At 57.5% G+C, this 11,644-nt stretch carries 11 protein-coding genes; 4 read left to right on the top strand and 7 right to left on the bottom strand.

Annotated features, from left to right (window positions below; translation table 11 throughout):
- Positions 1 to 111: 111 nt before the first annotated feature.
- From NG900_RS00315 to NG900_RS00295, 5 genes are read right to left on the bottom strand one after another with little or no spacing between them, the layout of a single operon-like run.
- Positions 112 to 735: a flavin reductase family protein gene (locus NG900_RS00315; protein ID WP_252675599.1), complete on the bottom strand. Its 624-nt coding sequence runs from the start codon at positions 733 to 735 to the stop codon at positions 112 to 114.
- 49 nt (positions 736 to 784) lie between these two features.
- On the bottom strand, positions 785 to 1,270 hold the full coding sequence (locus tag NG900_RS00310; RefSeq protein ID WP_252675597.1) for a flavin reductase family protein: 486 nt from the start codon (positions 1,268 to 1,270) through the stop codon (positions 785 to 787).
- A gap of 10 nt (positions 1,271 to 1,280) precedes the next feature.
- Positions 1,281 to 2,216: an ABC transporter substrate-binding protein gene (locus NG900_RS00305; RefSeq protein ID WP_252675595.1), complete on the bottom strand. Its 936-nt coding sequence runs from the start codon at positions 2,214 to 2,216 to the stop codon at positions 1,281 to 1,283.
- A gap of 10 nt (positions 2,217 to 2,226) precedes the next feature.
- Complete coding sequence (locus tag NG900_RS00300; protein ID WP_252675594.1) at positions 2,227 to 2,616, bottom strand: cupin domain-containing protein; 390 nt, start codon at positions 2,614 to 2,616, stop codon at positions 2,227 to 2,229.
- 11 nt (positions 2,617 to 2,627) lie between these two features.
- Positions 2,628 to 3,326 (bottom strand): DUF2848 domain-containing protein, encoded by a 699-nt coding sequence (locus NG900_RS00295; RefSeq protein ID WP_252675593.1) that lies wholly within the window; start codon positions 3,324 to 3,326, stop codon positions 2,628 to 2,630.
- A gap of 182 nt (positions 3,327 to 3,508) precedes the next feature.
- On the opposite strand from NG900_RS00295, the gene NG900_RS00290 reads away from it, so the two are divergent.
- The gene (locus NG900_RS00290; RefSeq protein WP_252675592.1) at positions 3,509 to 5,053 is read left to right on the top strand and encodes a 4-hydroxyphenylacetate 3-hydroxylase family protein; all 1,545 of its coding nucleotides are present in this window, start codon (positions 3,509 to 3,511) and stop codon (positions 5,051 to 5,053) included.
- A 253-nt stretch (positions 5,054 to 5,306) separates the two neighbouring features.
- On the opposite strand, the gene NG900_RS00285 is transcribed toward NG900_RS00290, so the two are convergent.
- Entirely contained in the window at positions 5,307 to 6,161 is an 855-nt protein-coding gene (locus NG900_RS00285) for an SDR family NAD(P)-dependent oxidoreductase (RefSeq protein WP_252675591.1), read from the bottom strand.
- Positions 6,162 to 6,216: 55 nt separating this feature from the next.
- Positions 6,217 to 6,939 carry a dienelactone hydrolase family protein gene (locus NG900_RS00280; protein ID WP_252675590.1) on the bottom strand — a complete coding sequence of 241 codons (723 nt, stop codon included), beginning with the start codon at positions 6,937 to 6,939 and terminating at the stop codon, positions 6,217 to 6,219.
- 97 nt (positions 6,940 to 7,036) lie between these two features.
- Here NG900_RS00280 and NG900_RS00275 point away from each other — a divergent pair, with 97 nt between their 5' ends.
- From NG900_RS00275 to NG900_RS00265, 3 genes are all read left to right on the top strand, one after another.
- Positions 7,037 to 8,215, top strand: a complete 1,179-nt coding sequence (locus NG900_RS00275) for a CaiB/BaiF CoA transferase family protein (RefSeq protein ID WP_252675588.1) — start codon at positions 7,037 to 7,039, stop codon at positions 8,213 to 8,215.
- Positions 8,216 to 8,234: 19 nt separating this feature from the next.
- Positions 8,235 to 9,008, top strand: a complete 774-nt coding sequence (locus tag NG900_RS00270) for a citryl-CoA lyase (protein ID WP_315862355.1) — start codon at positions 8,235 to 8,237, stop codon at positions 9,006 to 9,008.
- A gap of 648 nt (positions 9,009 to 9,656) precedes the next feature.
- Positions 9,657 to 11,462, top strand: coding sequence for a methyl-accepting chemotaxis protein (locus NG900_RS00265; protein WP_252675586.1), 1,806 nt, complete (start codon positions 9,657 to 9,659; stop codon positions 11,460 to 11,462).
- Positions 11,463 to 11,644 lie beyond the last annotated feature (182 nt).

The raw sequence follows: 11,644 nt of genomic DNA, 5'->3' as shown, positions 1-11,644 counted from the left end.
AGCCGAGAATATTCATGTCATATTGAAAGTTCGTTGGAGAAACTTTGGCAGCATCCCGGCCTCCTGTGGGAAGCCGCGCCGTCACGACTGCGCGAACGCTAGGGTGACAGACTAGCGAGGATGAGCCATCCGAAATTTCCCCGCTTCCAGTACTTCGAAGTAGTCGCAGACACCGCCGCCTCGCAGAATCGGTTGGGCCGCGACCGTGTCGTACAAGCCTTCGCACAGCAAATCCCGGTTGATATGGACTGCTACCACTTCACCCAGGACAAGCCAGGTGTTAAGCGCCTCGCTGTCCAGCCCATTGAGTTGCTGGATGCTGGTCACGCGACACTCGAGAGACACAGGGCTCTCTGCGACGCGTGGCGCGGCAATTGCGATCGAACGGGCTTTCGTAAGCCCGGAGCGCTCAAACTCGTCCATTTCGGTGAGCGCGGGAACGATCGTCTCATTTACGCAGCCTGCCAGCGGGCGAGTCGCCAGGTTATACGCGAACTCCCCGGTCGATTCCGTATTCTTCACGCTTTCGGTTCCCCCGACGCTAGCGAAGCCGACGATAGGCGGAACGTAGTTGAATATGCCGAAGAAGCTATAGGTCTGCAGGCGAGGGCGACCGGACGCGTCGCATGTCGATATCCAGCCGATCGGGCGCGGTCCGAGAATACCAGGCACAGGGTCATGTGCCAGGTCGTGACCATCGCGGATAAGGTAGCTGTATGTGTCTGTGTTTCTCATGGCAATGCGCGCCCGATGCGGAAGGTGGCCCTCGATTTTTCAACGCTTGTTAAGCTGCTTCCCGCGTGGCCAGTTGACGGTATTTCCCGGAGTAGAAGATCAAAGACGGAGCACCGTGCTGGGGGACCTCGAAGTTGGTAACCCGGCATACGAAGACCTCGTGGTCGCCGCCATCGCAGTTGTCGTAGGGCTCGCATTCAAAGTACGCGATGGCACCTGGAAGACGCGGGGCACCATTTTCTGCTCGTGCGATGGGAATGCCGGTCCACTTGTCTGTGCCGGCTTTTGCGAAGCGGTTTGACAGATCCTGCTGGTCTTCGCCCAAGATCGCGATGCAAAATGCGCCAGCCTTCTTCCACTGGTTGAAACCAAGGGAGTTGCGAATCAGGCTGAACAATACCAATGGCGGATCGAGAGAGACTGAGTTAAATGAGCTGATTGTTGAGCCAAGATTCTCGCCGTCTACCGTAGTCGTGACGATCGCGACGCCTGTCGCAAATTGGCCTAGCGCGTTTCGAAAAGCACGTTGATCCATGACATCCTCCTCAGTTTTTGTGCTTCCACAGATGCTGGAACTCTGTCGCCACGACGTCCCGGAACGCGGGATTCCCCTTCAGCAGCCCGAGTTTGCGCGCAAACGCAATCATGCCGGCCACAGTCTGTTCGGAAATGGAGGCGTCATAGAACGGCGTGTCGCGACGAATCAGTTCGGCGATGAGGGCAGCCTCAGACGGCGGAAATAACTTCTTTCCGACAAACGTTGCTCGGGTTGGGTCATGAGTCAGGGCGCGCTGGGTGTTGACGATTGCCCTAACGACGCCTGCAGCAGTGTCGGGAGATTGTTTGATAAAGGCATCGGTGGCTGCGACGGACGCCAGCGTGAAATCGAAGCAGCCCTTTGGTCCGTCGCCCCGTCGAACATCCAGCACCACGGTGCCGACGCCGCGCCTGACGGCTACCTCGGTTCCCATGCCGTTTGCCCAGAATCCGTCGATCTTCCCCTCTTCCAGAGCCTTGGCAGCAGCAACGCCGAAGTTCGAGCCCGCGGTGAGAGCGCCAGGCACCGGGGCGATCTCAACGTTGTCACGCTCGATATCGATGCCGCCTTCTTTGAGCAATTGAGACAGACCCATGTCCACCCAGGGTGCTGCGCCGATGCGTCGACCGCGAACAATACTCAAATCGTTCCTCGTGGCCGCAAGGTCGGCACGCATTACGAGGAACCAGTACATGCCCTGCGCCTGTGCGCAGAGAAGTTTGACGCCATTCCACTCAGGGAAGGCAGACAGTGCCGAGTGCGCTGACCCGCCAACAAGGTCGGCCTTGCCATCACGCAACGCAGCGTAGGCCTTGTCCACCGGAAAGATCAGTTCCAGCTCTACATCAATTCCCTCTGCCTTGAAGTAGCCGAGTTCGACGGCGGCCTCAACGGGAAAGTAGGAATTCGAGATAAGGTCGGGGACCGCGATTCGCAATGACATGGCCTCGCTCCTACTTCGTGCTTTCGTCGTAGTAGTGGATCTCGAGCAAGAGACAACCATGCTCGGACTTGAAAGGTCCGTGATATGCGCCCGGCGGGCGGCATGCATAGGTGTTGCTCGGAAAGCTCTCGCCGCCGTTTCCGTTTTCGTCGTTCCCCACGGTAAGGTCGCCCGAAATGAGGTAGACCTCTTCCCAGTGATCGTGAACGAACGCCTTCTTCGTGAATGTGCCTGCTTCGATGCGCAAGAGCCGTGTTCGGCTGCCCATCTTCTTGGTCTCATCGATATCGCTTGCAAGGATCCTCTGCGAGGCTCCGCCCGGAGGATAGCCCGGAGGGGTCTCCCAACCCTCGTGCATGTCGATGGTGTGAAATTCAAGGTGCGGCTTGTTCATAGGCATGGCGTAACTCCTTAGCCTGCAATAGGCAGTTCAGTGGGACGGTAGCTGTGGGTGATGCGGCGCTTCAGGATGGGATCCTCGATTTCCATTTCGAACAGATCTGCCGGAGCGATCTCTCCCCGCACCGCGATGGTTCCGCAGAACATGACGGTCCCGGGCGGCAATGCAAAGCCTTCACCACCGAATAGACGGATGAGGTCCTTGGGATGGCGCATGCTCTTGAGAGAACCTTCTTGATAGAGCTGTCGCTGGCCCTCGCGCGTCACCCATGAACGGACGATCAGCTGGTCCCAGTGACTCTCCACGGTGTCGAATCGCCAAACACGATTGGCAATGGGTTTGGCGCAAAGCTGCTTTGAGATCGTGACGCCAATAGTCTCGACTTTCCGGTCGGTGTGATCGGAACCGACGCCGAGCCATAGACCGCCGTCATTGCTAATCACGACAGGTTCGACCTCGCCGCTGGAACTGTTGCCGACAATTTGGATCTCGTTGGCCTGGGTCAGTAGCGAACTCGATCCTCTGTAGAAGATCGGCGTCGACTTGGGTCGTGGGACGCCAAGCTTTTCCAGTTCTGCAATGTGTGCTTCCATGGCTTGCGGGTCCCGGCCCGTCCATCCGGCAATCACCAGATTCGCCACTTCGACCTCAACACTGCCCTCGTCATCTGTGGCGTTAGCGAACCGCCATGTTGTGCGTCCGGATGTCATCGTGCCCTCGTCAGGAATTTGTGATTGAGCCTATGCCGTCTCTTTTTCCGAGAGCTTCTCACCCTTGGCCTTTCTGATATTGCGTTAGTCAAAAAGGTGAGTTAGCATAGGTATATGACTAAGTATGATGCGTCGAAAAGCATCCGTCAACCTGAATTGATGGAGGGCGCTTCAAGCTGGTCATGGCCGCGCCTGAGACATTGGGCGGCAATCAGACCACTCAAATGAAGGAGCCAAAGGTGCAAAACGGTAAACTGCGCACAGGCGAGGACTATCTGCAGAATTTGCGCGATGGCCGCTGTGTCTATGTGAATGGTGAGCGGGTCAAGGACGTCACTACCCACCCAGCGTTTTCGCGGGGTGCCCGGTCACTCGCGAACCTGTATGACATCGCTGCGGCGCCGGAAAATCGCGAGCGTATGACGTTTACGTCGCCTACGTCGGGTAACCCGGTACTGCGTGCTTACCAAATTCCGAAGACGCACGAGGACCTTCGGGCCAAGCGCTTGGCCTCGGAGATGTGGTCGGAAGCGACGTTCGGGCTCATGGGACGTTCTCCCGATCACGTATCCAACTTCTTTGTGGGTTACGCGGCGGTCCCCAGCGTTTTCGCCGCGGGTGGTCAGGAGTACGCAGACAATGTGGTGAAGTTCTACGAGCATCTGCGCGAGAACCACCTTTACACGACCTATGCAATTGTTCCGCCGCAGATTGACCGGAGCAAGCCGGCCCATCAGCAAAGCGATCCGACGCTCTATGCTGGCGTGGTCAAGGAGCGCGATGACGGCATCGTCATCAAGGGAGCGCAGCAACTGGCAACCGCTGGCGTGTACAGCGATTACATTTACGTCAGTAGCATCCATCCCATGCAACCTGGTGATGAGAACTACGCAATCGGCGTCGCCATCCCCGCCAATGCACCTGGTGTAAAGCTCTACCCGCGCCGCCCCTTCGGCGCGCTGGCGACGAGCTCGTTTGACTATCCACTCTCCAGCCGCTTCGATGAATCGGACTGTTTCGTGGTCTTGGACAATGTGTTTGTGCCGTGGGAGCACGTGTTCATCTACCGAAACCTGCAAGTTGCACGGGATCAATGGTGGAAGACGCCGGCACACCTCTACGGCAATCTGCAAGCGCAGGCCCGGTACATTACGAAGCTTCGCTTCATGATGGGACTGGCCAAGCGGATGAACGAGATGACTGGAAACGATGCCAATCCTGCGGTGCAGATCCAGATGGGTGAGCTCGCGTCTCTGGTGTCAATCATCGAACACGCACTGCTTTCGCAAGAAGTGGCGGCGACGACTGACGAAAATGGCGTGCTGTGGCCATCGCGCACGGCGCTGTATTCCGTCATGGCGCTTCAATCCGAACTGAATGCGCGCATGGTCGAGATCATCCGTGAACTGAGCGGGGCCGGGATGATTACATTGCCGTCTTCTGTAGAAGACTTCCGCAACCCGGAGACTGCCGAGGATGTCCAGCGCTACTACGCATCCGCATCGAGCGATGCCAAGGAGCGCGTCGCGCTGATGCGCATGGCCTGGGACTTCATCGGTTCCGAGTTTGGTAATCGTCACCAGCAATACGAGAAGTTCTACGGCGGCGCATCCTTCCTCGTCAAACAGAACGTTCACCGTCACTTCGATTACGATCGATCGAAGAAGATGGTCGAAAGCGCGCTGGCGCTGCCGGCGTTCTCGAACGTGCCGTCGAAGTTCCTGTGAGCAAGTGTTGATTTGATGGCCCCGTGAATGCGGGGCCATCGATTCACGGAAATCTGAGGGGAGGGTGCCAGTGCTCATCCTCCCCTCAAATTATTTGCAGCGGGTGCAAGTCGTGACGTATTGGAGCGGTGGTTGCCGTGACCCCTGGTCGACGCACCCGAGGGACCCTGATACGGGAACCGTATCAGGGGAAAGACGCCGGCGTTAGCTAGACTTGCAACACTTTCAACAGTCCCGTGAAAGTCGACTGAGATCAGGTTTGCACAAGAAACTGATTGCCCGGGAAAAGGGATTGCGCGCCGAGCTGCGGCCAGGCGATCGGCGCGGATGCCTCACGCAGGTTATGCGATGGGTCCCGCTCTTCCTTCCATTTCTGAGCGACGATCCGTGAGCCGTTGATCTTGTCCGCCTCTGTCGAGCACAGCCACAGCAATGGCGGAAGCATCTGTTCTGGCTGGATGAGTTCCTTCGTGGAGAATCCGCATTCCGCCGGCACCATTCGTGTGTTCACCGGGCCGCCGGGCACCAGGACATTCGTCGTGACGCCCGTGCCATCGAGGTCTTGGCACATCACGCGAGACAGCGCCTCCAGCGCCGCCTTGCATGGCCCGTATGGACCGATTCCGGGGCGGTACATCGTGTCGAGGCTGGTCGTAATATTTATGATCCGTCCCCAACGCTTCTCGAGCATGTGTCGGACGAACGTCTTCGACATTAGCTGCGCGCCGAAGATGTTCACACGCAACATCGAAAGCCAGAGACTGTCCTGCGTCGTCCAGAATTTGGGCTTGTCTAGAAGATAGGTCGGCGAGTTGCGCTCCGGACCGATGGCGGCATTGTTCACCAGGATGTCCACTTCGCCATGGAGCTCAGTCAGTTCCCGCTGCAGTCCTTCGACTGCTTCGACGTTCGAGATGTCGATCGCTCTCGGCAAGCTCTTGCCATTTCTCTCGGCAATCTCGGCTTCGACCTTTCTTAGCCCTTCTGAGTCGACGTCGACCAGAATGACCGTGGCACCGGCATCCGCCAGGCCCAGGGCGAATATGCGCCCGATACCATTTGCTGCACCAGTTACAAGTGAGGTCTTGTTGCTTAGCTCATTAATCATGCTGGCCTTGCTATTGTCAGGAGAGGGAGGGCACACGGCAGCGGCAGCTGTTTGTTCAAGCTCCGAGCATGTGGTGAGCGAGGAACCGCACGATACGTTCTCGGGCGATCTGGTGTGCGGCCTCGTTGAATCGGTCCAGCCTGAAACGGTTGTAGAACGCGTGTTCCGCGCCGGGGTAGGTGTAGAACTCATCGGACGTTCGCCCTCTCGTCCGAGTGGCCTCGCGCACCGTTTCGATCGTAGTGAGCGGGTTGTGATTGTCGTTCTCGCCGAAGTGAAATTGCACAGGGCAGGAGGCCGAATGAATCTGGGCGCCCATCTTGTCGAGCCCGACACCGTACATCGAAACCATGCAAGAGAACCTAGCGGCTGCGGCGACGCGCACTGCCATTCGACCTCCCAGGCAAAAGCCGAGCACAGCGGGCTGATAGGGGAGCTCAAGAAAGCTCTTGAGCCAATCTGCCGCGGCGACGAGATCTTGGGTGCCGAGCTCCTCGTCGAAACGGATCGAATAGTCGACAGCAAGCTGGCGCATTGTCGGATCCTCGCCGTTGCCGAGATCCAGATTGGGTTGCAAGCGCCAGTAAATGTCCGGCACCAGGGCAATGTATCCCTGAGATGCAAAATCATCGGCGATAGCCCGCATTGCCGGGGTGACGCCGAAGATCTCTTGGATAACGACGATGGCTCCGCGCGGCGCCGTGGCGGGCACCGCCAAGTGGCCTCCCATGCCGGCGTCGCCGATCGGAATATTGACGTCAATCGATCTGTGCTGCATGACTCTCCTGCAGTAAAAAAGGTTTGTTGACATGCTTAGTTATGTTATGTAGATTAGCATTCAATCTGTTACAGTGCAACGAAGGACGTGGGCGATCATGGAAAATGCGACGCTCGGCCCCCTGGCCGGTGTAAGGATTGTTGAGCTGACGGCGATGATCACCGGACCGCTGGCGGGAACGCTGCTGGCGGATCTCGGCGCGGAAGTCATCAAGGTGGAGCCCAAGGAGGGAGATCCCTTCCGGACGTTCCGAGGCGGCAACTACAGTCCGTACTTTTGCACTTACAACCGTAATAAGAGGAGCTTGGTGCTCAACCTCAAGGGAGAGCACGGGAAGGAGGCCTTCTTGGAGTTAGTCAAGAATGCGGATGTTCTCATCGTCAACTTCCGGTCTGGCGTCATGGATCGATTGGGTCTTGGCGCAGATCAGCTGCGCGAGGTCAATCCGAAGTTGATCGTCTGCTCGATCACGGGTTTTGGCGAGTCTGGTCCGTATGCCGATCGCCCTGCCTACGACGCCGTCGGGCAAGCATTGAGTGGTATTTCGAGTTTGTTCTTGGGCCAGGACGCGCAGATCACGGGCCCGTCGATTGCGGATAACCTGACGGGGATGTACGCGAGTTACGCCGTCCTCGGTGCGCTGTATGAGCGGCAGCGTACGGGAGTGGGCAAGGACATCCAGCTGAATATGCTGGAGTCCACGATCGCTTTTATTAGCGATCCCTTCGCGAACTATTTGATGGCAGGTGCGAAGCCGGATCCGTTGATGCGAGTGCGTGCCTCTCAGTCGTATGCACTCCGTTGCAGCGACGAATCACTGATTGCCGTCCATATGTCGTCGCCGCAGAAGTTCTGGCTCGGTCTTCTTGCCGCACTCGATCGCAATGATCTCGCGTCGGACCCGCGCTTCAGCGAACGGGCAGGGCGGTTGGAAAACTATGAGGAGCTGGCAGTCGAGCTTAACAGGACGTCGCGAACGCAACCTCGCGATTTCTGGCTCGCTCGGCTGGTGGAGCATGACGTGCCCCACGCTCCCGTATTGACGCTGCCAGAGGTGCTTGTGGACCCGCAAGTCACCCATCTCGACACGTTCGTAGACATCGAACACCCCAAACACGGACCGCAGAAGGTCGTTCGTCGCCCGGTGCGCTACAACGGCCGGCGCGATGACCAGCCGCTAAACGCCGCTCCGGATTTGGGCGAGCATTCCACGGAAATTCTCCGCTCTATCGGTCTCAGCGACGCGGAAGTTGCCGCCGTGCTGAACGGCGAATGAGAACTGAGCTTCCCGCGAAGTGACCAAGCATAACGGAGATCCAGTGTCTAAAACAAAGATTGGGAGTCATCCTAACGATACCGCGCGCTTGCGTATGCGCGGGCGGGATACCTTGGCGGAGGTCGTTGGATCGATGACCTTCACGGAAGGCTTTTACTTCATCGTGACGGGCTGTCAGCCGACCCCAGCACAGGCACGCGTCCTGGACGCCGCCCTGCTGATCTTGATGGATCACGGCCTCACGCCAAGTGCTCTCGTCGCACGGCTTGTTGCCGATTCAAATCCCGAAGATATTCAGATCCCGCTGGCAGCCGGGGCGCTGATGGTCGGCAATAAGTTTGCCGGCACTATGGTCGGGGCGGGTCGCATCCTTAGCGAAGGCATGGAGTTCAAGGGCGACAAGAAGGCCTGGGCGGTGAATGTGGTCCGTCAGTATCGCGAATCGGGACGCCGCATCCCCGGATTCGGTCACCCGTACTATCAGTCGGTGGATCCTCGTGCCGAGCGGCTATTTTCCGTGGCGCGAGATGTCGGCGTGAAGGGCACGTACATCGATCTCCTGAATACGCTGCATGAGGCCGTCAATGCGAGCGCGAAGCGTACGATTACCCTGAACGTGACGGGTGCATTGGGGGCCGTACTTCATGAGATCGGCTTCCCTGTCGGGGCGATGCGTGCTGTCGCTGTGGTTGGAAGGTGCGCGGGCCTGGTTGCGCATGTCGAAGAGGAACGGAAGTCACCCATTTCTCCAGATATCTATACGTTCAGCGAATTCATCGAATACGACGAGTGATCTAAAAATACATACCGCTCGTGCCCGCTGGGCGGTCTGTTATCAAATGAAATCGAGGCAGTCATTTCACTTCGTTTCCTTCCAATACTCCCCTTCTACGCGACATCGATCGCCTTCACTTTGCAAGCAGTGTGTCGTCGCTCTCTCTCTGCGCAGAAGCGAAAGCAATTCCAGCACTTTTCTCTCTCCCGTCACACATGCTGCTTAGGGCGGGACGCATCTGCATGCTAGGGCCAAGATGGCAGGAGGTCGGCGCCCTGTTCGGTGGCGGGTCGCGGCTGCCGCGTAAAGAAGTCTCAGGATTAGGTGGTTCCGTCCTATCACATCAATTTATGTGATCATCATATTATTATTTATCTATTAACATCGACAATTTATCGATGTTAATAGATGTCATAAAGAAGAAGCCAAGATCTCCGTAAACTATGATGAAATTGGTCGATTAAGTAAAAAAATTAAGCGATTTAATTTTCAATCATTGCGTGGTGGACCAAGTCAAATAAGTACTAATCGGACTCGAGGTTTGATGATCCGGCGTCCACTGGTCGTTTACGGTCACTCGAGCCCAATGAGTGGCAATTGGCCCACCCTCGTAGTGAAACGCCCCCGCGAACGGCGGAGCCACTTTGGTCTTGTAGGAATACAACCGTGCTTACTTCTATCCGTACCCGAATCTTAGTAGCTTGTGTTGCCATCGTGATCAGTGCACTGGTCATGGCAGGTGGTCTGAATTATCTGGTCACCCGGTCATACAACGAGGAATCGATTCGCCAGAATCTGCGATCTGTTGCGCGAGGGCATATTGGCGGGATCGACGACTGGATTGCCGCCCGGACGCAGATGATCGTGGCGTTGGAGGATGTGGCGCTGTCTACCGATCCGATCCCCATTTTCAAAACGGTGGCCAAGGCTGGCGGCTTCGACAACGTGTTCGTCGGCTATCCAGACAAGTCTGCAAAGTTCGCGGATCCGGCAGGCTTCCCCCCGGACTACGATCCGACGGTCCGTCCCTGGTACAAGCAGGCGGCGGATGCAAGAAGGCCGGTGGTTACTCAGCCATTTGTTGGCGCTACCACTGGTGGTGCGCTGGTGGTGATGTTCGCGGTACCTATCATTCGCGATGGTGTTTTGAAGGGCGTGGTCGGGGGAAGCGTGTCGATGGACACGGTGAAAGCTAACATCAAGGCTATCCGACCGACGCCGGCGAGCTTTGGCTTTCTCGTGAATTCGTCGGGCAAGATCGTCGTGCATCCGGTCGACAAGTTGGCGCTCAAGCCGGCGACCGACGTTTCCGTGGCACTGACGGCTAATACTCTTTCGGCGTTGGCCAACGCGCTGGTGCCACCTGAAGTGGAGATCGACGGCGCGACGAAGCTCCTGTTTCGCCAGGAGATCAAGGGCACTGACTGGGGGCTGGTGATTGCCCTTGATAAATCCGATGCGATGGCAGGAATGCGTTCGCTGGTGCTGAGCTCGATTGGTGGGCTGATAGCAGTTGCCGTGGTGGCAGCGCTTATCGTCGGAGCAATCACGTCCAGGGCGTTTCGTCGACTTTCGACGATACGGGATGCGATGGACGATATTGGATCCGGAGACGGAGATCTCACCAAACGCCTTTCGTGCGACGGTGAAGACGAAATCGCACACATCGCCCGTTCGTTCAACAGTTTTGCCGACAAGCTGACTGTTGTACTGAAACAGATTCGCTCGGGCAGCGACTCCGTACGCTCGGCTGCTCAGGAAATCGCCGCAGGCAACGCGGACCTCTCGTCGCGCACAGAAGAACAGGCCAGTTCGCTTGAACAAACTGCCGCCAGTATGGAAGAGCTAACCAGTATCGTGAGGCAGAATGCCGACAATGCTCGCCAGACAAGTGGCCTGGCACTCAGCGCGTCGAGCGTTGCCGCAAGAGGCGGGGAGGTGATCGGCCAGGTTGTCCAGACCATGGAGGGTATCAACAAGAGCAGTCAGCGCATTGCTGACATCACCGGCGTGATCGAAAGTATTGCCTTCCAGACCAACATCTTGGCGCTCAATGCCGCGGTCGAGGCTGCGCGCGCTGGAGAGCAGGGACGTGGCTTCGCTGTGGTTGCAAGTGAGGTGCGCAATTTGGCACAGCGCTCAGCCGGCGCCGCCAAGGAAATCAATGCTTTGATTCAAGACTCAGTGGATCGAGTCACGAATGGCTCGGCGCTCGTCGATAGCGCGGGCGCGACGATGGCGGATGTTGTGGCTGCAGTGAAGCGGGTGAGCGATATCATGGTTGAAATCTCGGCAGCGTCGGACGAGCAGAGCGCTGGTATTGAACAGGTCAACCAAGCCGTGAACCAGATGGATCAGGTGACCCAGCAGAACGCAGCGTTGGTCGAGGAGGCTGCGGCGGCCGCGGAGTCACTGACGGAGCAGGCGAAACAACTAAACGAGGCGGTCGGCGCATTTCGTCTTTCCGACTAGCGCAATCTTGCGCCGCGCACGCCCTTCTTCATTTTCTTGCAGAGGGTCGTCGAGGGCAGGGGGAGCGCTCTGCCCGGCGTTCGGGTCATCGACGAGTCGCCAGTCCGAAGTCGCTGGCGTCACGCGGAGGTTGCCACATTGTCATTTGGTGAATCATTCTAGTGGCATACATTGCAGCGAGT

This window comes from Ralstonia soli (genome assembly GCF_023955655.1).
GTDB classification, from domain to species: domain Bacteria; phylum Pseudomonadota; class Gammaproteobacteria; order Burkholderiales; family Burkholderiaceae; genus Ralstonia; species Ralstonia soli.
Note: the sequence above shows the minus strand (reverse complement) of the source record. Positions and strands in the feature narration are given on the sequence as shown.